The organism is Paenibacillus sp. BR1-192 (genome assembly GCF_029542445.1).
In the GTDB taxonomy this organism is placed as follows: domain Bacteria; phylum Bacillota; class Bacilli; order Paenibacillales; family Paenibacillaceae; genus Paenibacillus_AQ; species Paenibacillus_AQ lautus_A.
In genome coordinates, this window is the sequence record NZ_CP120718.1 from 4,997,763 (window position 1) to 5,020,909 (window position 23,147).

Sequence of the window (23,147 nt, forward strand, 5' to 3'; positions counted from 1 at the left end):
CATCGCCCCATGATCATGATGTCAAATTCTCCGGTTACCCTTCTGAATGCCAGTATTGCAAGAAGCAAGCATGTTCTACAGAACATTCTCATCGGAGATTTTTCTACCTATTTATTTTCTTCGAAATAAGGAAACTACGATAAATTGGAGGTTGAGCGATGTCCGGGTATGTAAATATTGATGTCCCGATCGAACTGCTGTTCACGGATCAGATTACGGAGGAAAGAAAAAAAGATATTCCCAACTACACCGATAGCTGGTACGAACATCATAAGCTTTCCGCTGATATGCCGATCATGCGTTTTGATTCGCACAAGAGCCTGTACCGATATTTCATGAACGAACAAGCCAGCCCGTCCAAGTACCTGGATTGGTATAAGAAGATCTTTCTCACCAGGGGAATCGACCCGCCTTTACAGGATGAAGAGGTCCTCTCCTTTAGGAAAAATCAGTATCACATGATGAAGGTGGATCTGTCGTCCAATAGCGCTTTTTTTCACCAAGACCCGCCTTTGGTGAAATTTAATCGCGCAGGAGGTTATTTTAACCTGAGGGACGGACATCACAGGTCGACTTTTTTGTATTGCCAAGGTAAACGGAGCATGAAAGTCAAAATGTCCAGCGAAGATTATATGGACTGGATGAATATCGAAGGGCTGTCAGAGGTTGCCGATTCTTTTCAGAGATATCAACGGAGCCTTATTTATACCCCCATACTGCACCCTTCCTATCTTCATTTGAAGAGCGAGCGCGATCAAGCCTATCCGACAAGACTTGATGTCATTATGGATTTCTTGGGTACACGTTCTCTTCTCGGCACGAAAGTGATCGATATCGGCTGCAATATCGGATATTACGCGCGGCATTTCTCCCGCCAAGGTGCGCACGTGACCGGACTGGAGCCGCTGGCTGAGCATTATGATCTGGCTTTGCGGCTGAATCGGCTGGAAAGGGTGAACTTTGACCTTCTTCCGGACCGCTTCGAATCTTCATCAAGACTTCAGCGGTATGAGATCGGCCTCCTGTTAACCGTTTTTTATCATCATATGGGAGACCAAGATATCCGTAACGCTTTTATGCGGAAAATCAATCAATGCATTACCGATATGCTCTTCTGGGAATCAGGCGGCGAGCCGGAAACGGAAAAATCGTTGCTGCTGCAAAATACGCATTTCACCCGGTATGTGAAGCTGGCGGCCACATCGGGCACAGGGAAAGTAAGGGAACTCGGCGTATTCTTAAAAACCTGAAATGGGTGGTTACAAAAAACTCGGGAGCCTGTGCTTCTTGAGGCGTTATTTACGTTCATGACGGTATTGAGGTCAAAGGGGCCTGCAGCTACAATGGTCTTCTTGGCCTCTTACTTGTGCCGTACCACCGCGGAGCCGGAAACAACCGGAGAGGCGGAGCTAGGTTTACATATTACGAACAGCCTGATGGACTTCATACCGCCATCATCTCTCCATATTAATATTCTCTTCTTTCCCGAGTGGCCTCTTCCAGCCATGACATAAGCCCCATTCTGCTAATGTAGATCTCATTCTGCACCACGATATAAGGAAATAATGTACCGCCCCCGGATCCATATTGCTCTCTTAAGGCATTCTCGGATGAGATCATATTCTTCACCTGATACTCGGTAAGGTTCAAGAACTCGGCCGTTTCTTCAAGCGTCATTAAAGGACGTTCCGATTGCACCATATTGGCTTCTTCCGTATTAGCCGAAATCGCTTTTGAACCCACCGTCCCCTGAAGTATAAAGCTTGCTGCAACGATGGACAGCCCAATGATCAAAGAACTGATCAATGTGTTGTAATTCAATGTTTTCAAATCATTTCACCTCGATCCTAAATGGTATATTCCGGATACCCTCATCCATTTCCTCCACGAATAACCAAAACAACAGCAACAACCTAAAAAAATGTAAATACGCAGCCCGCTAAAAATACGATATGATATGGGCAAATCAGGAAGGGAGGACAAGTGACCTGCTTAGCATCCATTAGGAATATATTCTTGCACATGACAAAGGAGGAATTTTTATGAGAATCCCCAAAATCACCAGCCTGTTCATGATGCTTACATTTCTGACGACGGCATCGCTATCCGCTTCCGGCGAAATGGGAAGCACCGCGGAAGCATCGTCGGGTCCTTTAAAGGTTATGAGCTTCAACCTGCGGTATGCCGCCAATGACAGTCAGCCATGGGAGAAACGCCGCCCAGTCACCAGAAACCTCATCCTGGAGCATCAACCGGACGTCATTGGAACGCAGGAAGGACTTCACCGGCAAATCGTGGATCTGGAGAATGATCTGCCGGGATATGATCGGATCGGAGTCGGACGTGAAGGCGGGAGCCTAGGGGAATATATGGCGATTTTTTATAATACGGAACGGCTGAGGCCACTGGAGCAGTCTCACTTTTGGCTGTCCGATACGCCCCAGACGATCAGCTCGGCCAGCTGGGGCAACCAAATTCCGCGGATGGCAACCTGGGTTCGCTTTCAGGATCTTCGAAACGGCAAAACCTTCTATATGGTGAACACGCATCTGGATCATCAATCCGAGGTTTCCCGGCAGAAGAGCGCTGCACTTATCGTTGATGAGATGAAGGCATTTGACCCGGATATCCCCGTTGTAATCACCGGCGATTTCAACACGCTTCCGGGGAGCGATACGTATTCGATTTTTACAAGCAACGGGTTGTCGGATGCGCATGTCACGGCCAAGAAGCGAACCAACGATGATCTGGGAACCTTCCATAACTACAAGGACCCTACGGGCGGCGGCAGCGGAAACCGCATCGACTGGATTCTGCACGGCCAAGGTTGGAATGTCCTGCACAGCGAGATTATCAACTACAAGGAAGACGGCCAATACCCTAGCGATCATTATCCCGTCATGATGGAGGGCACCCTGCAACAATCCAACAAAACCACCGGAGAAACGGTACCCAAGCAGCCCTTGACCACGGCTCTGCATATCACCGAAGTGGTCGCCAACTCGAACGAGCAAGGGAATTACAATTATGTGGAGATCTATAACCCCACGAACCGGGAAATCGACCTGGAAGGGTATCAAATCTACTATTATTACGACCCTGCCCTTCCGTTCGACAAATCCAAGTCCAACCGCTGGACCATTACGAAGGATCGCTACAGCACCAACACCCTTATCGGCCCGAATGAAACCATGGTGGTCTGGATCAAGAAGCAGCCTTGCTGTTATGACCTGAGCTTGGAGCAGTTCCTTGGCAACTATCATGCCGATGGGGATGAGCTCTTACCGTCTCAGATGCTTGCCGTCTTCACGCCGGGCAACAATCAGGGCCTGAACGGAACCTCCACCAGCGGACGTTCCTTGGGTATTTCATCGCCATCCGGCACGCATCTCGTAGGGGTCCAGTTTAATAACGGACAGCTGGATGCCGGTGTGAACGAATCGATCACATATCAGGAGCCTGCGCCGCTGATGAGCATTATGCAGAAAAAAGACACGTTTCAGCGCCCTTCCCCTGGTCAGCCGTAAGCTTCATACTCCAAAAAAACAGATAAACCTTCCACATGCCATGACTCAGGCTCATGGTGCGTGGAAGGTTTTTTAGGTATTCACCCTCAGAAATCTAGTTCTATGTAATTAATTTCATCTTTTTGTGTTATATAACATAACATAAATATTGTTAAACTTATCCTTCTCCATGTATAATGCTGCTAGATTGATAATATGCACAGGATATGGGGGAGATAATATGTCATCAGGGAAAAGAAATACTCGCTTTCATTCCATCACCGCAGCTTTATGTACGATTTCCTTGTTCGCCGCTGTACCCGCGCAAGCCGCTGCCCTCGATTCGTTTCCCATCCTGCAATCCACCAGCAATGAGCAACTCGGAGCCGATTATTATATCCCCAGCACCGTAGAGAATATCAGTTGGGGGCATCTACCGAATCGGGACAGCAAATCCATCATGACCGTCACCTCCGGCAGCACCGTCACGTTTGATACGCTATCCCATGAAGGCATCCTTGAAGACCAGGGAAGGGATCCGGAGAAGTACTTTGCTTCCTTCGGCATCCGGCCGGATCAAGTGCTAGATGACGCTAAAGCGGTTGCTGCCTCTGAGCTGCAGCATGATTTTGACAACGATGGACCGCATGTCGTTACGGGACCGATCGGAATCCAGGGAGCAGAACCTGGAGACGTGTTGAAGGTCGAGGTTCTTTCTCTCACCCCCCGGGTACCCTACGGCGTCATATCCAACCGGCATTATAAGGGTGCCCTTCCCGGCGAATATCCCGAGAATGAAGGGCGCAAGGAAGGAGCAAGCGCAGCAAATCCGGAGTTATACCAAAATATTTCCAAATTCACGCCGGTAGAAGAAATCAACGGTAAACTCTATGGCGTGCTTCCCGTTGAACAGGGCGGGCATGTCCGCTTCCCGCTCAAGCCTTTTATGGGACTTATGGGCGTCGCACCGGATACCAGTGAAAAAGTTAGCAGCGTCCCGCCGATCGAAACCGGAGGCAATATCGATATCAATGAGCTTGGCGTCGGATCTACGCTGTATCTTCCGATTCAGGTGAAAGGCGGACTCTTCTATACCGGCGATCCTCATTTTGCACAGGGAGACGGCGAGGTTGCCTTGACCGCAATGGAGGCCTCCCTTCGCGGCACCTTCCGGTTGACGGTGCTGAAAGCTGGCGATCCATCCTTGCCGCGTACAGAGCTCAAGCAGCCTTTTGCCGAAACGGAGGATTACTGGATTCCCGTCGGTCTCGATCCCGATCTGGATGAAGCCATGAAGGAAGCGGTGCGCGAAGCCCTTGGCTTCTTGAATGAGAAGCTGGGCATGGATCGCGCAACGGCTTACGCTTACATGAGTGCCGCTACGGACTACGAGGTCTCCCAAGTAGTGGACAAAACCAAAGGTATACATGCGCTGATTCATAAGCGGCATTTTATTAACAATCTTAAGCTGTCGATCGCCATCAACGGTTCGGCCCTGGGCTCCTCCATCATCGGGGATGAATTCTATGTTCCCCTCCGTCCGCTCGCTGAAGGTTTGGGATATGAAGTGGAGTGGGACCCTAAACGGCATGCGGCCTTAGCAACCGCCCCGGGCAAAAACTTAACCGTCCCGATCGGACAGTCAATCTATGAAATGGATGGCAAGGCGGTGTACAACAGCGAAGCGGCCATCATGAAGAATGGCATAACCATGATTCCCATCAAGACAATCCCTGCTCTGTTCGGAGCCCATGTGAACTGGACCACCAGCGGGAATGTGCTGAAAGCCAGCGTAACGCCTTCCCTGAATTAATCTTGTGCACTTGTCTATATAATTGTACCGAAAAAAGGCCCCTTTAGCTGGAAACGCCATCTAAGGGGGCTCGTTCATTAGATCGATGTGGTTTTATATTGAACCGTCAAACACTGCTTGGCGATATAAAAAATTTGACCCATATGCTCCGAATAATGCGTAGCGCACTGATGCAGGATGTCGAGATTGCTCCGTTCTTTTCCCCGGACCGATTGAACCTGTTCAAAGTCCTGACTCGACATGGATTTTACCGTATCGATCAGGAACTGGAACCGATTCTTCACAATCTGGATCAGATCATCCCTGCTGACAAATACCTGGGACAACTCCTGCTCCCGGTTTCGCGGGGCAACGTCTTGTTGCAATATCCCTTTCATGACCCGTTCTTGAATGTTGCCTTCGATGTGCCTGATCAACGTAGATATGCTCAGACTGGAATGATTGGGCCGCCAATTCACTTGCTCATCGTTTAACTGCACCAACGCTTTCAATATACGGCTGCGGATGTTTTCAAATTTGTCCTCCAGCCACTTCCGGTTGAACTCATGATCCATATCGCACACTCCTTATTCGGTATGATAAAAGATCCTTGATTCACGCCTTCATCGCTTTCCAGATATATTTGTGCTCGCGGACTCCAAGCCGGCCGTCGATCTGGTTCTCCCGAATCCTGGCCTCGAGCTCACCCTTCATTTCCGGTAAAGTATAATCGGGATTGCCTGGCGTATCCGACAGGTTTAATGCAAATTCGTGGGCATTCGGGAAATAAATAATCGCTTCATTATACTCCTCAATCTCGACATTCATGTAGCCATTCTCCGACAATCGCCTTCGAACGTGAGTCACATCGGTATGTATCCCGAAGATGGTGCCGCCTGAAGCTAATATCCTGGGATGTTCCAGGATGGAGGTAGGTCCTCTGCGGTCATAGATAAGGTCGAATTGCCCGTCTTGAAAAGGCATCTGTGTCTTCGTCGTGGCAAACACGAATTCCACATTCCGGGTTCCGCTGCTCTCGAGCAAGGATTGGGAGATTCGAATCATCTCCGCGGAATTGTCAAAGCCAATGATTTTCTCAGCATGTCTGGACATCCGAAGCGTGAACTCACCATGCCCGCAGCCTGCGTCCAGCACGGAATGATACTGCGGCAGCATCTCCACCAGCCGCTCCTCAAACACTTCTTCCGCCGATCTTCCGACTACGGTACACACCGCTCTTCCTCTATAACCGCCATTCCTGCGCGCGATCATATCATACCAGTCGATTCCCATGCGTTCCCCCCTCCGTGATAGGCTGTACTGCATTCACAATCCAAGATGGCACAACCCTGTCGTTACATGATCTTGTGCATGCCAACAGGTACCGAATCAACGAATCAACCGCTATTGCTAATGTCTTAAAATATTACCATTTTGTTCCGCAATGTCAACGGTTACATTTAAATTACCCGTCGAAATTCATCCACTTTCAATCGATTTCCCCGGCATTCGTCTTCGCGTCCAATACGCTTCGGATCAAAAACAATGCAAACCGACTCTTTTTTTCAATAGGTAAGGAGGACTAAAAAAGCATTGCTATTGTCATAATTTGTCGTCTACAATAGAGGAATATTCATCCAATCTATCGATACATACAGGAGGATTTCATGTTTTTAAGAAGGTGGCGTCAATTATTATCTTTAACCCTTATTTTATCGTTTTGCATGACATCCGTGGCAAGTGCGGCGGAATCTGGTCAAGCCAAGTATGCATGGGCCAATGAGTCCATTGACTTCCTTAGATCCCATGGAGTTTTTGAGAACATGGAGTATCGGACAAAAACGTTAGGCAGGATGGTGACCAAAGCCGATCTTACCCTTATGGTTCACCGGCTGTTTACCGATTTTCGAGTCGATGCCGATAAGAAGTTCAACATTCCCGGCGTCCCTAACGGGCACCCATCCTACCAGATTTTTAAGGATGTTTACGGCAGCATACCTTCGGCGCCGAACGGATTAATCGGAGCCGCAGACAGAATCAATTACGACGATGAAACCTTCAAGTATATACCGGAGAAAGTGTTAACACGCTGGGACTTGTTGATTACGCTGAATGCGCTGTTCGATGATATTGGTTATTCCTTGGAGTTATCGGACGCTGAGGAAATGGCGAGATTGCGGGCGATTAAAGACCTGCCCAAAAGATATTTCAATACCTACAAGGATTATGACAAATGGAAGTATGCCTATCAGCCACTGACACCCGAAATCGGATTGATGCAAGACAAAAAATACGGGCCTTCCTTAGCCTCCGATCTGGATTACGTCAAAGCCTATGCACTGCTCGGCTTTGCCGAGGCCGGCATCATGAAACCCGACGCCAAAGGCTATTTTCGCCCGAATCAAAAGGTAACGTTAGCCGAAACGGCGGTCGTCCTGCATCGAATTTACGACTATTTTGATGGCGGCAGCTATGTTCGGGAACCATCGCCGGATGATCTCATTCCGAATGGCACAAGAAACTTTATCTATGCGGGTTCCCCATCAGGACACGGACAAAGTCCGGTTTATGACTTTGCTTTGGTGAATTCCGATGCTCTGCCGGAATTCTATCTGGCCTTGAAGGCTTCGGAGAAAATCGACCTGCAGATCAACGTGAACGGGGAGCCATCCTATTATACTTACGAGCAGTTGAGCAACCCTAAGCAGCCTGTTCGAATCCCCTTGAATGGCGCATACTATGCGGAATTCATCCCCATTATCCGAAGCAAGGGTCAAAAAGCAACCGGCGAAAATAACAACATTGAAGTTATGTATTATTACGCTGATACGTTCCAGGACTTTACCCAAGCCGTATGGTATGAACCCAATCTCCAATTAAAATGACACAAGGGAGTGCATAACTGTTGCATACAGTATGCACTCCCTTTTTTGTCATGGTACAAACATATCAAGTTCTTAAAATGTTTGCCTTACCATTACGCAGATCCTCAAATACCGGTCTTTGTACAGAGCTGATATCCTCTAGATCGATCTCATGCAATGCTTTGAATTCCAGCTGCAACGACTCGTTGTTCTCATCGTGATAAATCAGTATTCTGCCTGTCTCCTCCGTCTTTCCTTGTAAATCCACCGTGGCGTTAAAAACAAACATGACAAACACGACTTCGTTTCCGTCCGGATATCGATACTGCATTCTGGATCCGCTATAGACCCCATAGAGTTCACTATCGCGTACGACCAGCCCCGTTTCTTCGAGCACTTCCCGTCTCATCGTCTCTTCAACGGATTCCCCTGCCTCCATACCGCCACCGGGAAGACCCCAATTGCCGTAATCCGAGCGTCGTTGGAGCAATATCCGCCCTCGATGATCCCGGATAATGGCGCCGCCTGTCACTATGATTTTCATTTCAGCATTATCCTCTCTCCATACTTGAAGGCTGAGGGTTTATAGCCCCAGCTTCGCTACGGATTCACCACCCGACCACGGCATAACGCCGATTTCCTCAAAACCCGCTTTGATGTACAGCTGTCTGGCCCGTTCGTTCTTCGGATCAAAACTTAGCATAAGGACATCTGTCCGGTCATGCTTGTTTCGGATTTCTTCAACGATGTATCGCAAAGCCTCTTTCCCGTAGCCCTTTCCTTGGAATTTCGCGTCGATCATGAAACGGTAAATCCAATAGTTGCCGTCATCGGCGTCCAAGCCATATAACGTGAACCCGACCATCGTCTGATCATCATAAATGGCCATCGCTTCAAAATGTTCAAGGAATTGATACTGGGCAATCGAATACAGATTGGAGGCAATGAAGCCTTCTTGCTCCGGTTTCGCTTTCAGTTTAATGCATTCGGTCCAATTATCCTTATCTACAGGCTGCAGTCTAATCATGTCAAGCTCCTTCGAATCGTTGATGATGTCACACTGGTTTACGCCAAATGTTTAACAAAATAATAGTGCTGATGACCCCTTGGGGCATCGTCAATGCGAGTTATCTCTTGAAATCCATGTTTACGGTAGAATGCCGGCGCCTGAAAGCTGAAGGTATTGAGCTTGATGAAGGTGCATTGCTTTTCTTTTGCGATCGTCTCAATCTCTTGTAGTAATCTTGAGCCATATCCCCGCCCTCGATATCGATCATCGATCCACAGAATATCGACCTCAATCCAATTCCAGCAAAATACACTGTTGATGCCGCCTGCGATCTCTCCATGCTCATCTTTTATATGTAAGTTGATCTCCTCGTAATTCTGCTGCAAATCTTCTGCGATAAACCGTGCATTAAATTGAATCAGTTTCGTCCGTACCGCAAGCGCTTCTTCCGGGCTGCTTCGATTGATGTTGATTTGCGACAATGGGTCACTCCCCCTTCTCTTAACCTCTTGCTTGGATTGAACATTCAGCTTCATAACTTCCTCATCGCCGAACCAGTTCCCCGTTTCAACAAAACCTAGATTGCTGTACAAATTTTTCGCTGTCCGGTTATCCTTATGCACGGTCAGGCGTATTTCCTCGCATTGCGGAAATTGGCTTTGGATCCATGCAATCATCTGGAGTAAAGCTGCTTTGCCATATCCCTTACCCTGTTCCCCCGCATCTATTAAAAAGCCGTTAATCCAATACATATCGGATGAATTCATCACATAGGCATGCATGATAAATCCAACCATTCGGTTCCCCACGTATATCGCAAAGGGAAGGTATTCGACTTCATCACCGTCCGGTTTGATGTGGATCTTGGCGAGAGATACGGCTACCGCCGGTACAAACCCCTGCTGTTGGACCGAAACCTGCATTGCCAATGCTTCTTCCCAGTTCTTTCGGTCAACCGGCTTCAACTCCATGTCCATATCGTAGTCCCCCCAAGCGAGCATGCATTAACCCAAATAATACCATATAAAGAAACCCTATTTCCGGGATTAAACGACTTTAGATAAACTTTTCCTAAATACTTCTAACCTTATCAACTATAATCTTCTATCACGGCGATCCTACCGTTTTTAAACGCGAATACGGACTTTCCCTTCATATGAATCTTCTCCCCGGCCTTCATACCGTTAGGTAGATCCTTAGCGAGGATACCCTCGTAGTCAATCTCAATCTGAACCTTGCCATCTTCAAACGAATAACCAACGATAGTCTGACAACGGTGGGAGAATAACGACTTGGACCGTTCGGCTATTTCCCGAAATTCCTCAATGCCTTTTGTCTCCACGTCCACCGATCCGCTAGAACTATTTCTGAATTCGACAACCCTGTTTTTGAAAAACTCCGCCTTTCGCTTTGCACATTTCTCATCAACTTGTCATTTAATATACGGACTCTACTATAGTATAAGAGGTGATTTGAATGGGTCGTATCACTGCTGTTCCTCAACCGGATTTAGTATTAATCAGCTGGTCAAGAAATCCTCTGGTTGCGGGTTCTCCTCGCAGAATTGTTGCTGCCCGCGTCATCGGCAATGCTTCACCTTGCCGGGCTGATTTGACGCCGAATGCATTGCTTAGAACCGCCTTGGCCTGCTTGCAGGATCATGATGTAGGTTTCAAAATCGTATTTCGTCAAAGAACATCCAACATTAGCGGATACCTGTTATTGCAGCGCAACTAATGAAACGATGGGAGGAGCAGCGTCTTGCTGCTTCTTTTTTATCTACGAGTTTCTAATATGAAAAAGCTCGCAGGCTATTCCGTTCACCCTGCAAGCTTCCTCGTAAGAACCTCTATTTCCTTTTTCATATCTGAAATATATCTCTATCACCTTAGAATTATCTCTATCTTTATTTCAATTGGGCAACGCTTACTGCAACCTTCTCCAGCTGCGCTTTGCTTAAGGAATGATCCGGAGAGCTGATCGTCACGAAGCGGTCATTGATCTGAAATCCCAGCAAATCCGTGTCATCCGGTGTATACCATTTCGCTTTAACCCCATTGGACAATGTAACCGGTTTGCTGTCATATCCATGAGAGTAGTCTCTTGGAGAGATGTACACCGTCATATGTTTGAAGACCATGTTCACGCCATCTGCCGATGCGCCCGTCTTTTGATACACATCGCCTTTTACCATCTGACTTGGAGCGTACGGCGTTTGGAAACCATCAAATTTGGCGAATGCGCTTTTGATCTCTTTTAGTTGGGTATCGCTGTATTTCACGTTGGTCAGCTCGATCGTCTGACCGTTTCCAGGATTACTTCCGATTAACACCTGGTTATTCTTCGCATCGTATCGCACAGGAACTTCCAGCACATCGGCAATCGCGCGTACCGGCAAGTACGTTGTATTCTGATACGTGATCGGAGTCAATTTCTTGCCCGTGTTATAGACGGTACCGTCCACTTTGATGCCGATGCTGTGATTCAGGTAAGCCGAGATTTTCTCCAGGTTGGCTCCCGCATAAACACCTGCCGCTCCCGTTAAGGTCATTCCCAGCACGGCAACCGCCGCGATTGATTTTTTCAACTGTTTCATTTCATTCATCCCTCTCGTTTGTCTCACCAACCTTCCAAGTCGATGAGTCATAGTATGAAGCGCAATAACTTTATTGAAAATCAATGACATGCGTCGCAATTAAAGCTTCTTTATCGTCAATCGTAATCCCCAGTCTTTTTCCAGATGGGCTCCAAGTCAGCGGGTAGACCGGATGGGCCGCAGGATGCACTGCTGAATAATAGGGCGCCATCCAGCTTACTTTCCCGGAAGCCGTATCAAACACATACACGCCGTTCATTCCGCTTTCATTCTCCGAGTACACATCAAAGGCTAATCTGGCAGAATCCGGCGACCAGGACGGGTAAGAAATCAGATTGCCTTTTCCGATTAGCGATCCTTGCAAGCTGCCGGCTGCGTCATAGATCAGTAAATTGCTGCCTGAGTTCCCTTCCGTGTTGGTTGCTGTGGAGACGGCAATGTACTCTCCATCCGGGGAGATGGTGAAACTCCATACATTTTCGATGAGCTGTACCGGCTTCGACTGCCCCGGTTCAACCACCTTAAGCACCTGATTCACATCGGTATAATAGATCCGGCCTTTACTCGCTCCGAATTGGTTGTAAACTTCAACGTCCTCATCCTCAATGGCGGTGGTGGTGTAAGTACCGTCCGTGGAAATGAGACGAATCTCTCCCTTGCCGCTCATGGAGCCTGCCGCAAGAACATAGGTATCCGCATCGAGCCAACCGCCAATTTCCATGTAGTTGTCCCCTTTTACCGGAATGCTCTTGCCGGTATTAAGATCCTTCATGAAATTGTCTGCCGTGTACTTATCCCTCCATTTCTGTACAAAGCTATATTTACCGTCCGGCGAGACCTCTTCCTTGACCAGATGTTGGCCTGGATGCGACGCTTCATGATTCGTGAGCTCACGCCGCTCGCCCGTGCTTACGTTCACCTCTTCGGTGGCGTACGCATATTTCGGTTCTTCCGTTGCGGTTGCTTCCTTGACCATTTTGGTGGTAGTGACCCTGACCATATCCTCCGATATCCACGTCTCGATGTTGGACGAGGCAATCCGGTGCGTCTGATTCACGACCACTTCCCGACCGGCCTGCCCGCTCGCCCCGTCAACGACCGTGAGCTTGCGCTCTCCCGGTGTCTTACCTCCTCCGGCATTCGATACAGGCGGCTGGCTGGTTTGGCTGCCCGGTTCCACGATCGTCAACCGATCCTGGGACTGGCAGGCCGCAAGGGCTGCAGCCACAGCAACGATAGACAGCAGCTTGATCCCATGCTTCCCAAATCTATGTTTCATAACAGGTTTCCTCCAATGCTTCTCCCCCAAGGAGCTTCGGCAGCTGCAACTCATGTGACTTGTCATGCCGCCTCTTTCCCTGTTGAACTCAGTATAGAATGCGAATATCTCGATACGATATCGAGCTTGTAACGAACTTGTAAACAAAGATGTACATTTTAAAAAGAGCCCAGACCTATTCCAAGTCTGAGCTTTCTTCCACCGAATGAACCTCCTGGGATTGCGGCCGTTCCATCGGCAAGGTGACCACAAACGTAGAACCGTTTGGGCTGGATTCCGCAACCTCCACATAACCGCGCTGCTTCTCCGCCAAATTGCGAACCAGGGATAATCCTAAGCCGGTACCGCCATGTACCCGGGAGCGGTCGCTGCTCACCGTATAAAACGGATCAAAGATCCGTTCCCGGGCTTCGTCCGGAATTCCGATTCCGGTATCGCTTACCTTAATGACCATGCGATCATTGCCTTGTGGATCCCGGTCCACTTCATTCGATAGCGTAACGGTCCCACCGGGCCTGTTATATTTAATGGCGTTATCCAGCAGATTCAAAATCATATGCATCAGATTCTCCGGATCGGCCCATACCTTGCCTTCGGATAATGAGGATCGCAGCGTTATGCCCGATTGCTCTGCTTTGGCCTCCAGCCGGGCTGCCGCCTCTTGCAGAATCGGCATGAGGTCTACGTGTTCCGCGTGGGTTTCGAATTCATATATATCCATGGACGATAACTGAAGCGCCTTTTCTACCAGGCGATATAGCCGCTGTGCTTCCTGGCTGATCTGTCCTCGGGCTTCCTCGAGCAGCGCGGGATCGTCGCGATACATCTCAAGCAGGTCCGCGTAGGCCAGTATGGAGGTCAGCGGCGTTTTCAACTCATGACTGATATTTCCGATAAACTGCTTCTGCTGCTGTTCCAGCTCCCGCAACCGATCAATGGCATCCAGCAGCTTCTGTTTCTCTTCCGTGAGCTGGTTCACCGACAAGGAAATTCGCCCGCTCATTTCATATATCCCTTGCGCCAGCTCGCCGAGCTCATCGTTTCGCTTCACCGTCGGCTCACGAAGATAGACGCCTTCGCCGATCCTCTGCGCAGCCTGGTTCAATCTGCTGATGACATGCACCTGCCGCCATACGTACAGAAAACCGATCAGGAAGCCGGCGGCCAGCACCGCAAGACCCGTCACGATAAACATTGTCTGGATCCGGTCATAGAACGCATGCTGCTCGGCCAGGGAGGCGTGGAATTGAATCGTTCCGATCGGCTGCTCCATATTCCGAAGCGGGGCAAGATATAACAGCTGGTCGCCCTCGGTAATATAGGCGGAACGCCCTTGCGCCGTGTGAGCAAGCGCGTCCTGTACATCCATTTTCGGCTGGAACGGAAGGGAAGTCCCCGTGAATGTACCATCTATCTTATACAGGGTCACCGGCATACCGCTCTGGGTTCCGAGATCGACGGCCAGCCGTTGGCCGACATTTTCCATAAAATCATCCGGCTGCGTTTGAGGATTCGTCAGTAATTCCTGATGAATCCTGAGATTGGCTGCTTCTGCTTCCTGGGCGAAGGTTTGCTCCAGGCGCACCCGCTGGTCCTCCCGTATCCCGGCAAGAACCAACGTGCTAAGAACAACCACAACGGCGATCAGCAGCAGAGCGAGAAGCAGTGCGACTTTCCACTTTAAGCCGAAACGCACTTTTCCTTTGTTCATGATGGAATCTCCGTGCTTTTATATCCGATGCCATACACGGTCTGGATCACTTCATGCTGGTTTCCCAGCTTTTTGCGCAATCGCTGGACGTGAATATCTACCGTACGCGTGCCGCCGGCAAAATCCATGTCCCATACCTGTTCAAGCAAGGCCTCTCGCGAATATACCCGCTCCGGATTCCGGGCCAGGAGAGCCATGAGGTCAAACTCTTTCGGCGTCAGTTCAAGAGGCTTGCCATCGGCATGAATGGTTCGATTTAACAGGTTAATGGTAAGTCCGGCTATCCGGATCACATGCGTTTCGGGGGCTTGCTTCCCGGCTGACTCAGGAGTACGGCTTCTTCGGGACAATGCCTTTACCCTGGCGATGATCTCCCGCATGTCAAAGGGCTTTGTCATATAATCATCGGCACCAAGCTCCAGCCCGAGCACCTTATCCACAATATCGTCCTTCACCGTCAACAGCAGAATGGCAGGACGCTGCCGATCCCCGAGCTTGCGACAAACATCGTACCCGCTAAGCTTCGGCATCATGACATCGAGCACCATCACGTCAGGATCAAACGATTCCACGCGCTCCAGCGCTTCCTGCCCGTCCCCTGCGGTCTCTACCGTATATCCTTCCCTTCGCAGCGCATAAGCAACTGCGCTTGAGATACTGCTCTCATCATCTACAACAAGTACCTTCGTCATCGCAGATACGACTCCTTTACTGGCCGATTACACATTTGCTAATTCCATGATGGTAACGTATCCGGCATCATATTTCAACAGCGCTCCCCTGCCGATTTCATTACAATTGTAACTATGAACGCTTTCGTCCGGTGGCCATAATAAAGCTAAGCACTCAAGCAAAGGAGGATTCGGATGACAATCGCTACCATGAACCATATCATTAAGCGCTATGGGCATCAACTTGTCCTGGACCATGTCCATTTAGAGATCAGGCAGGGAGAAATACTCGGCCTTCTTGGTCCGAATGGTGCAGGTAAAACCACATTGATCCATGCGTTATCCGGCTTAATTGGCATCGATTCCGGAAGCATCGAGCTGTTTGGGGAACGGCCAAGCGGCCCTATGCTGGAGGTTAAACGAAAGATCGGACTGGTTACGCAGGATATCACCGTCTTTGAGGATTTAACCGCTCACGAGAATCTCGCCTTTTTTGGCGGAATCTATGGGTTAAGGGGCACGGAATTGAGAAGGCAAATCACGGAAACGCTCCAGTTCGTCGGACTAACGGATCAAGCCCATAAACGTCCTTCCAAATTTTCCGGAGGAATGAAGCGGAGACTGAATATCGCCTGCTCTATTATTCACAGACCCAGGCTCCTGATCATGGACGAACCTACGGTTGGAATCGACCCCCAATCCAGAAATCACATCCTGGAATCGGTCCGCGAGCTGCAAAAAAGGGGGACGACCATTCTCTACACTACCCATTACATGGAAGAAGTGCAGTCCCTCGCATCCCGCGTCGTGATTATGGATCAAGGCCACGTCATCGCGCAGGGGACGATCGATGAGTTGGTAAAGAACATCCACCATGAAGAGAAGATCAAGCTGGAAGTCGTGGAGCTGACGAAGGATCTGATCGATAACATCAAACAGCTGGATGGAGTCAAGCACGTGGTTTTGAATGGAACGCAAATTCAGATCATATCACGGGCGGGTGCAGGAAATCTGGATCGCATCCTGTCGTTGGCCAAAAGCGCGGGGGGCGTCCTATCCATCCATGCGGAGAAACCTACGCTTGAAGACGTATTCCTTACGCTTACCGGCAAGCAACTACGTGACGCGGAGGGGACTTAACATGCTTGTATTCAGAATGACGTACTTCTCCTTGCTGCGCCTGATACGCGAACCCATCGGGCAGCTGCTGCTGCTGGGCCTGCCACTGGTCGTCATTACCGTGCTGGGCGTCGTTATTGGACCCTATGAAGGCATGAAGGGGGTTCCCCCGCTGGACTTGATGGCCGTTACGACCATTATGGGCGTTCAGTTTTTTGGCGGCACGTATTTGATGAGTTATTTGGATATCGATTTACTTAAAACCCGGAAATGGAGAATCTATTCGCTCCCTATTAACGTAGCGGTGTATTCAAGCTCTCTTATTCTTGCCTGCACGCTCTTCAGCACTTTGCAAGGATTGGTCTTGGTGCTATTCACAACCTGGGTGTTCGGGATCGCGTGGGGATCGCTCGGCTGGGTCTTGCTGGTATTTATTATTTATTCCTTCTTCGCGCAGTCCGTACATCTGCTGCTGACATTATCCATCCATAACATAAAATTGGCTGAAAGGGTATCTGAAGTCCTTGGAATCGGCTTCATCATCTTAACCGGATTAATGTTTCCTCTCCCGGATCACCGTTTCTTTGAGTTCATGTCGTCCTATGGGAATCCGGTATCCCTCGGAAAGATGGCCGTCCTGGAGATGCTTGTCGATGGCGGGCAAGGGACAGCGTACCTAAGCATACTATTGCTGTTAGCCTTAACCGTGATATGCATGATGATCAGCGCATGGCTTGGGAGGAGGAAGCTCGCTTGACGATATTTAACTTCGCGCTCATCCGGAGCGTACGCAGCTTGCCCAACCTTATCTTGCTGTTAGGCCTTCCCGCAGCCGTCGTTGTCCTCCCGGTGGGCGGTTGGCATGGCTTACCGCTGGGGTATCACTTCTATGGAATCCTGCTGTTATTCTGTGCCTCCAAACTCGTTCATATGATCATGGAGGATCGGAAGAATAAAATGATGACCCGGATCGGCGTTGCACCTGTGACCCACTTCAAGTATTTATCGCAGAATCTGCTTGCTTTCGCTCTGCTGCTCGTAGGACAAAGCGCCGTGGTCACATTCAGCGCCTGGTTGCTGCATGCCGATGTTTTTGGCAGTCTGATTCAACTCTTCTGCATGTTCAGCGTGTTCTCGGTCACCGCGATTAGCTTCTCTCTCGCGTGGTGCTCCATGTTCCGCCAGCCTGAATCTTCTACAGCCGTTATGCTGGGAATCATCTTGATCATGGCGGTGCTCGGAGGAACCTTATTTCCCATTCAGGCTATGCCTGCATCCCTGCAGAAAATCGCCATGTTATCCCCTACCTATTGGTTCCATGAGGGAATCATGCTTGCTAAGAACGGAGGCTTGTTCGCGGAGCAACTCACTCCGCTCGGGATCCTGCTGTTGTTTGCGATCGCTTTTATGCTGATTGGCAGCCGGAGGAAACTGGCTTGAAAAATATGTTACGATATGGGGAAAAGAGAACGTATGCCATGGGAGGTTTTCATGAGAAGCTATACCGATTCGTGGTCCCCAAGCATAGCGGTCGTGATTTGGAGAATGTTTGCCCTGCTGCTTCTGGCCGCTCTGTGGTTTATGGGAGATGCCGGGACCGAAGGGTTCGTCCTGGTCTTCGCCTTAGCGATCCTGGCAATAGCCCGATGGCGGTTTTCCCTTCCTTCATGGACAACACTGGTCGACCAGATTCTATGCATGTCCATCATTCCATTCTGGCCGGAGGCCGGCTTCGGACTGGCTCTGCCGTTATTTGAAACCATGCTTGCCGGTAAACCGCTGTTTTCCCTGCCCATCCTGGCAGCGCTTGTCATCGGCTATGTCGATCCGGACCTCCCGCTTCTTCTCATGCTCGTTCAAGCTTCATTTGCGGGGTGGATCGTTTTATGTTGGTCCAAGCAAATCCATCAGTATCGATTGGAGGCAGATCAGGAGCGTCGCGATCGCTACGAATTGGAAATATTGAAAGGTGAGCTGCTCATGGCCAATGTCCAAACGGCTCAGCTTGCTGAGCTGAGAGAGCGTCATCGAATCTCCCAGAAGCTGCACGATGAGGTCGGCCATGAATTAACAGCCGCGTTGTTAGCCTTTCAAGCTTTTGAAACATTATGGAGGGAGAATGACCCGCAAGCGGAAGACATGTTTGCTCAAGCCCAGATGCGTTTGTCGAGGAGCGCCCTGGAGCTGCGGGAAACGGTCCATAATATGCAGCCTGTCCAAGCGATCGGCATTCGGAGCCTGGAGGAGATCTGCCGCAATTTCAAAGCGATGCCTGTACAGCTGCAAATTTACGGAGATACATCCCGTATAGCTGCCCATCTGTGGGTCATCCTGAATGCTTGCCTCAAGGAAGCCTTGACCAATGCGGTGCGTCATTCCAAAGCCAAACACGTTGAAGTATCGTTGGACGTCAATGAACATATCGTGCGGTTAAGCGTCCAAAATGACGGCGTTTTGGATTCCTCCTCGCTGCCTGGAACCGGACTCCGCAACCTAAGGCAAAGAGCCCAGGCGGCAGGCGGGAGCATCTCCACCAATACATCCAGCGGCTTTCAATTGGTCTGCGTATTACCTATGGAAAAGGAGGGCATTCGATGAACATTCTCATTGTGGATGATGATCCATTGGTATGTCAGAGTCTCCGGCTGCTTCTATCCAGAGAAGCGGATATGGAAGTGACGGCGACTGCGAATGACGGCGCAGCAGCCATTCAATGCTGTGAAGAGGTCCTGCCGGACATCGTCCTCATGGATATTCGGATGCCTGGTATGGACGGAATCCAAGCGGCAAGGCAAATCAAGCAAAAATGGCCCCAAGTCCAGATAATGATGCTGACCACGTTTCAAGATGAGCATAGTATCCGCCTGGCGCTGCTAGCCGGAGCCGAAGGGTATATGCTGAAGTCGACGCAGGTCTCCAGTATGGCACAACAGCTTCGTGCTTTTGCCTCCGGCAGTTCCGTTGTGGATGCCAATGTGCTGAAGACCTTGATGCTGCCCGAAAAAGAGAATCGTTCCGACCTTACCCCGCGGGAAAACGATATTCTCGAGCTGGTTGCCTTAGGCTGCTCGAATCGGGAAATTGCCGAGCAATTGTTTATCAGCGAAGGAACCGTGCGCAATACCCTCTCGATCATTCTGGATAAGCTGGAGCTCCGGGACAGAACCCAATTGGCGATCTATTATTGGAGGCAGTCGTTGTGATGTCTTACCCATCCCCTTTTCATAGGGCTCCTTACGTACGTTTATTCTCGGCTAACCGTGCCAAAAGAAATCTTCATATTCGGCGCGTAAGTCAACCACGAATCGCTATCAAACTTCTGGAACAGCTTGAGTTCAGCGGCATATTGGGCTTGTGCTTCCTCCGCTGTTAAACCTCTCCGTACCAGCTGCTCCATTGTCATTGAAGGTTCATCGGGCTCTTGCCCAATCCCCTCTTCTCTTAGGGATTGATACAGCCGTTCTTTGCTGGCATCGTCCATATGCCGATCCAAAAAATTCACTTTATCGCTTACTCGACATTCAACATTCCGTAACCCCAGCTGACTTAGAAGAATAGGGAGCTTTATGCCGATGTTCCCGTCTTTGCCGCTGCGGCTGGCGTCCACCTCATACAGCTTCTGTAATACGCCCAGACGGATCACTTCGGAATGCAACAATCCATCATCGAAGCCAAAATTCGCCGCATTGGCGATCCAATGGGGCTCAAAACAAATGACCCGGCCGCCGTTCCGCACACTGCCGATCATTTTTTGAAGGATATCTCGGGGATTCTTCATATGTAATAGAAACGCGTGACAGAGCGCAATGTCGTACTGCCGATGCACCTGGATTTCTTCGATATCCCCTTGAATCAATTCAACGGAATATGGCAGCTTGTCAAAGATTCCCCTTGCTTCCTTGATCAAATCTTCACCTTTGTCTATACCTGTGTAGGTTGACCCATCGGGTAAAAGCGGGAGAAGCTTTAATGCTAGATACCCATAACCACAACCGTAATCCACCATGTTAATGGGCGTATTCATTTTCCAGACGTTCTTAACCAAAAACTCCAGATAGTCGTCATTGTAATATAACCATCTGGTATTCCTCAGGTATTCGATTTTGGAATCCCAGTAATATTCGGACATTCTCTTTACGTCCTCTCTGCATCAGGAGTCTAACTCTGTTCCAGCCTTGCCTTACGGATCACTTCACGAATGAAATCAGCCTTGCCGTTCGTATAGGCTACGCGGTCGTGTTTAAATTGATTTTCGAGTGCTTTTTTCAAAGCATAATATCGATCCTTTATTTCCGGATGTTTCTTTAAATACTCCCTGAATAAAATCTGGTCAATCCACTGTTGGCCCTGGTACTTGTAAATATGCAGATGATGCGTTCCTGCCCGCCATTGCCCTCTTCGAAAGAACAGCCGCTCCGGGAACTCCGGTTTAACAACATATTCGTAGCCGATCCCAGCCAGATTCTCAATGTAATACTCATCGACTTCCTCTAGGCTAAGAACGCCAGCCATCATATCGATGGTCGGTTTGGACCCTAAACCCGAAACGGACGTGCTCCCGATATGTTCCATGTGAACGTCGAGGCCTTTCAGTGCCGACTCAATTTTCGCTTTTTCCCGGTTGTACTCATCTTTCCAGTCCGGGTTGTATGGTGTGACAATCACTTCTTCCATGGGACGTTTCCTTTCGATAGCAGATAGCAAACCTCGAATGCCTATATATTCCGTCTCAGCTTAATTTCAAACTCCGGTTTCGTGATATATTCCATATAGACGAGGGCTCGGTTAAAATCCAAATAAGCCTGGAAACGCGTACGAATGGCCGGGGCCGTAATGTATTGAAGCACTTCATCCTTATGGATCCAACGACAGTCCGTCGTTTCTTCCGAAGTCCTCAGCTCGCCGCCCGTAGGCTTACACACGAAATCCATCATCACTTTCGTTGGAACCACGGCAACTCCGCTGTGTCCCGGATAGGTTGATGTATTGGAATAGACGCCGATCAGATGAGAGACGATGGTCTCGATCCCGCTCTCTTCTTTGATCTCCCTAATCAGCGCATCCATGAGATTCTCTCCGGCCTCCACCTGTCCCCCCGGAAACACCCATCCGTTACGATCCTTCACCAATAGAATTTCACCGCGTTCATTCTCAACCACGCCGCCTACGGCAACAATATGCGTTGGCGTCATCATGACAACAGCCTCCGATAGATAAGATATCCCACAAACTATGACAAGACCCGTTAGAATTCGTTAGCGTATCCTAGAAAGATAACTTCATTAATTTATACTGCTACTTCTTCACCGCGGGCATGAGCTTTACCTTTATCTTCCTCCAAATGGAAAAGGACTATTTTTCCCTGAACGCAAATCTGCCCGTTGTTATCCGATATTCATGATCGGCAGGAATAGATCGCAATCGGTAAGAAATCATGATCCGAGTGATTTGATACAATGACATTACATTCTAGTAACTGTGATGAAGGAGTTGGGATGATGAAGAATAGAGTCCAGAAGATATCCCCTAACTTGTGGTTTGATCACCAAGCCGAGGAGGCAGCGCAGCATTACGTTTCGATTTTCAAAAACTCGGGGATCGAACGATTTACGCGATACGGCGCAGAACGCAACAATCACTCGCCATTCGCCGAAGGTGCTATAATGACGGTGGAATTTCAATTAGAGGGACAACATTTTGTTGCGCTCAACGGCGGTCCGCATTTCAAATTCAACGAAGCTATTTCGTTTATTGTGCATTGCGATTCGCAAGAAGAAATTGACTACTATTGGGGGAAACTGGCCGAAGGCGGTGACGAAAAAAGCGCAAGTATGCGGTTGGCTGAAGGACAAGTTCGGCGTATCGTGGCAGATCGTTCCGGCTAACTTAAACGAAATGATAACCGATCCCGATCCGGCTAAATCGGAACGCGTGATGAAGGCCTTACTCCAGACGAAATCCAAAATCGATATGCAAACGCTACAGCAAGCCTATGAAGGATAGGGAAGGCTGCCTTCATGGCAGCCTTTTTTATGCTTGAATGTTCAATCCATATGAGACGGGGCATCCATGATTACATCATAGCACAAGTTCATGCGTGACCAATCCGCCATCGGCAATTTCCCGAAAACCTAGATTCTTATAAAATGCAGACGCCTTGGGATTGTCTGTTTTTAATACGAGTTTCGTATAATGGCTGCTCGCCATACGAATCACAGCTTCAACCAGCCTTCTCCCGACTCCTTGACTCCGGAATTCCTTTAGTACATATAATCTGCGGATCCTGCCTATGCTTCCGTTCGCATACGGATCCCGATTTAACCCGCAAATGCCGATGACTCTATGGCCAACTCGACATTCAAACAAGGCTTCATTTTCATGATGAAAGGTATTGATACCCTTATGATACTCATGCACTAATCTATGGATATTCCTGAATCCTTCTTCCTGGCTTTCAGTCAAGAGCTCGGTAAGGTCTACTGCACCCAGATCGGTAACTTTATGAATGACCATGTTGTTTAATCTCCCTCATGAGCCTTTCGACTGTATGTTCTATTCCAGTATTTACGCACGAAATTCCGTGTTGCTTTGACAACCACC

Annotated in this window: 24 protein-coding genes and 2 pseudogenes; 11 read left to right on the forward strand and 15 right to left on the reverse strand. The window is 49.1% G+C overall.

The window, feature by feature from the left end; genetic code table 11:
- Window positions 1-158: 158 nt before the first annotated feature.
- Entirely contained in the window at window positions 159-1,250 is a 1,092-nt protein-coding gene (locus P0X86_RS22420) for a class I SAM-dependent methyltransferase (RefSeq protein ID WP_277746487.1), read from the forward strand.
- Between the two features lie 217 nt (window positions 1,251-1,467).
- Here P0X86_RS22420 and P0X86_RS22425 read toward each other — a convergent pair whose 3' ends face one another.
- Window positions 1,468-1,830, reverse strand: coding sequence for a hypothetical protein (locus P0X86_RS22425; protein ID WP_176502512.1), 363 nt, complete (start codon window positions 1,828-1,830; stop codon window positions 1,468-1,470).
- A gap of 212 nt (window positions 1,831-2,042) precedes the next feature.
- On the opposite strand from P0X86_RS22425, the gene P0X86_RS22430 reads away from it, so the two are divergent.
- Window positions 2,043-3,527 (forward strand): endonuclease/exonuclease/phosphatase family protein, encoded by a 1,485-nt coding sequence (locus P0X86_RS22430; RefSeq protein WP_277746488.1) that lies wholly within the window; start codon window positions 2,043-2,045, stop codon window positions 3,525-3,527.
- A 220-nt stretch (window positions 3,528-3,747) separates the two neighbouring features.
- Entirely contained in the window at window positions 3,748-5,319 is a 1,572-nt protein-coding gene (locus tag P0X86_RS22435) for an acetamidase/formamidase family protein (RefSeq protein ID WP_277746489.1), read from the forward strand.
- A gap of 77 nt (window positions 5,320-5,396) precedes the next feature.
- On the opposite strand, the gene P0X86_RS22440 is transcribed toward P0X86_RS22435, so the two are convergent.
- Both P0X86_RS22440 and P0X86_RS22445 read right to left on the reverse strand, forming a co-directional pair.
- The gene (locus P0X86_RS22440) at window positions 5,397-5,873 is read right to left on the reverse strand and encodes a DinB family protein (RefSeq protein ID WP_192571153.1); all 477 of its coding nucleotides are present in this window, start codon (window positions 5,871-5,873) and stop codon (window positions 5,397-5,399) included.
- Between the two features lie 40 nt (window positions 5,874-5,913).
- Entirely contained in the window at window positions 5,914-6,591 is a 678-nt protein-coding gene (locus P0X86_RS22445; RefSeq protein WP_277746490.1) for a class I SAM-dependent methyltransferase, read from the reverse strand.
- A 530-nt stretch (window positions 6,592-7,121) separates the two neighbouring features.
- On the opposite strand from P0X86_RS22445, the gene P0X86_RS22450 reads away from it, so the two are divergent.
- Window positions 7,122-8,183: an S-layer homology domain-containing protein gene (locus P0X86_RS22450; protein WP_277746491.1), complete on the forward strand. Its 1,062-nt coding sequence runs from the start codon at window positions 7,122-7,124 to the stop codon at window positions 8,181-8,183.
- Between the two features lie 64 nt (window positions 8,184-8,247).
- On the opposite strand, the gene P0X86_RS22455 is transcribed toward P0X86_RS22450, so the two are convergent.
- The 4 genes and pseudogenes from P0X86_RS22455 to P0X86_RS22470 form a co-directional block, all read right to left on the reverse strand.
- Complete coding sequence (locus P0X86_RS22455; RefSeq protein WP_277746492.1) at window positions 8,248-8,706, reverse strand: NUDIX domain-containing protein; 459 nt, start codon at window positions 8,704-8,706, stop codon at window positions 8,248-8,250.
- 39 nt (window positions 8,707-8,745) lie between these two features.
- Window positions 8,746-9,189, reverse strand: coding sequence for a GNAT family N-acetyltransferase (locus P0X86_RS22460; protein WP_277746493.1), 444 nt, complete (start codon window positions 9,187-9,189; stop codon window positions 8,746-8,748).
- Between the two features lie 38 nt (window positions 9,190-9,227).
- Window positions 9,228-9,653 carry a GNAT family N-acetyltransferase gene (locus P0X86_RS22465; protein WP_277749076.1) on the reverse strand — a complete coding sequence of 142 codons (426 nt, stop codon included), beginning with the start codon at window positions 9,651-9,653 and terminating at the stop codon, window positions 9,228-9,230.
- Between the two features lie 45 nt (window positions 9,654-9,698).
- Window positions 9,699-10,148: pseudogene (locus tag P0X86_RS22470) on the reverse strand (GNAT family N-acetyltransferase); the annotation flags it as partial.
- 499 nt (window positions 10,149-10,647) lie between these two features.
- Between P0X86_RS22470 and P0X86_RS22475 the strand changes: the two are divergent.
- Window positions 10,648-10,908: a hypothetical protein gene (locus P0X86_RS22475; protein ID WP_096775918.1), complete on the forward strand. Its 261-nt coding sequence runs from the start codon at window positions 10,648-10,650 to the stop codon at window positions 10,906-10,908.
- 169 nt (window positions 10,909-11,077) lie between these two features.
- On the opposite strand, the gene P0X86_RS22480 is transcribed toward P0X86_RS22475, so the two are convergent.
- The 4 genes from P0X86_RS22480 to P0X86_RS22495 form a co-directional block, all read right to left on the reverse strand.
- Window positions 11,078-11,767: a stalk domain-containing protein gene (locus P0X86_RS22480; RefSeq protein ID WP_277746494.1), complete on the reverse strand. Its 690-nt coding sequence runs from the start codon at window positions 11,765-11,767 to the stop codon at window positions 11,078-11,080.
- A gap of 70 nt (window positions 11,768-11,837) precedes the next feature.
- On the reverse strand, window positions 11,838-13,046 hold the full coding sequence (locus tag P0X86_RS22485) for a TolB-like translocation protein (protein ID WP_213579285.1): 1,209 nt from the start codon (window positions 13,044-13,046) through the stop codon (window positions 11,838-11,840).
- Window positions 13,047-13,221: 175 nt separating this feature from the next.
- The gene (locus P0X86_RS22490) at window positions 13,222-14,757 is read right to left on the reverse strand and encodes a sensor histidine kinase (protein WP_277746495.1); all 1,536 of its coding nucleotides are present in this window, start codon (window positions 14,755-14,757) and stop codon (window positions 13,222-13,224) included.
- On the reverse strand, window positions 14,754-15,449 hold the full coding sequence (locus P0X86_RS22495) for a response regulator transcription factor (protein WP_277746496.1): 696 nt from the start codon (window positions 15,447-15,449) through the stop codon (window positions 14,754-14,756). Before P0X86_RS22495 ends, P0X86_RS22490 begins: the two co-directional genes overlap by 4 nt.
- 174 nt (window positions 15,450-15,623) lie before the next feature.
- Here P0X86_RS22495 and P0X86_RS22500 point away from each other — a divergent pair, with 174 nt between their 5' ends.
- From P0X86_RS22500 to P0X86_RS22520, 5 genes are read left to right on the forward strand one after another with little or no spacing between them, the layout of a single operon-like run.
- A complete protein-coding gene (locus P0X86_RS22500; RefSeq protein WP_213579288.1) occupies window positions 15,624-16,568 on the forward strand; it encodes an ABC transporter ATP-binding protein in 945 nt (314 codons plus the stop codon).
- Window position 16,569: 1 nt separating this feature from the next.
- A complete protein-coding gene (locus P0X86_RS22505) occupies window positions 16,570-17,304 on the forward strand; it encodes an ABC transporter permease (RefSeq protein ID WP_277746497.1) in 735 nt (244 codons plus the stop codon).
- Window positions 17,301-17,987, forward strand: coding sequence for an ABC transporter permease (locus P0X86_RS22510; protein WP_277746498.1), 687 nt, complete (start codon window positions 17,301-17,303; stop codon window positions 17,985-17,987). The genes P0X86_RS22505 and P0X86_RS22510 overlap by 4 nt, the downstream gene beginning before the upstream one ends.
- A gap of 51 nt (window positions 17,988-18,038) precedes the next feature.
- Complete coding sequence (locus tag P0X86_RS22515; RefSeq protein ID WP_277746499.1) at window positions 18,039-19,145, forward strand: sensor histidine kinase; 1,107 nt, start codon at window positions 18,039-18,041, stop codon at window positions 19,143-19,145.
- The gene (locus tag P0X86_RS22520) at window positions 19,142-19,750 is read left to right on the forward strand and encodes a response regulator transcription factor (RefSeq protein WP_277746500.1); all 609 of its coding nucleotides are present in this window, start codon (window positions 19,142-19,144) and stop codon (window positions 19,748-19,750) included. Before P0X86_RS22515 ends, P0X86_RS22520 begins: the two co-directional genes overlap by 4 nt.
- A 41-nt stretch (window positions 19,751-19,791) precedes the next feature.
- Here the strand turns inward: P0X86_RS22520 and P0X86_RS22525 are convergent, their stop codons facing one another.
- Genes P0X86_RS22525 through P0X86_RS22535 form a run of 3 tightly spaced genes read right to left on the reverse strand, consistent with a single transcriptional unit; the run spans window position 19,792 to window position 21,742 of the window.
- A complete protein-coding gene (locus P0X86_RS22525) occupies window positions 19,792-20,676 on the reverse strand; it encodes a class I SAM-dependent methyltransferase (RefSeq protein WP_277746501.1) in 885 nt (294 codons plus the stop codon).
- A gap of 29 nt (window positions 20,677-20,705) precedes the next feature.
- Complete coding sequence (locus tag P0X86_RS22530) at window positions 20,706-21,221, reverse strand: GrpB family protein (RefSeq protein WP_277746502.1); 516 nt, start codon at window positions 21,219-21,221, stop codon at window positions 20,706-20,708.
- 41 nt (window positions 21,222-21,262) lie between these two features.
- Window positions 21,263-21,742, reverse strand: coding sequence for an NUDIX hydrolase (locus P0X86_RS22535; RefSeq protein ID WP_277746503.1), 480 nt, complete (start codon window positions 21,740-21,742; stop codon window positions 21,263-21,265).
- A 303-nt stretch (window positions 21,743-22,045) separates the two neighbouring features.
- Here P0X86_RS22535 and P0X86_RS22540 point away from each other — a divergent pair.
- Window positions 22,046-22,550 (forward strand): annotated as a pseudogene (locus P0X86_RS22540) (VOC family protein).
- Window positions 22,551-22,625: 75 nt separating this feature from the next.
- On the opposite strand, the gene P0X86_RS22545 reads toward P0X86_RS22540, so the two are convergent.
- A complete protein-coding gene (locus P0X86_RS22545; RefSeq protein ID WP_277746504.1) occupies window positions 22,626-23,060 on the reverse strand; it encodes a GNAT family N-acetyltransferase in 435 nt (144 codons plus the stop codon).
- Between the last annotated feature and the right edge of the window lie 87 nt (window positions 23,061-23,147).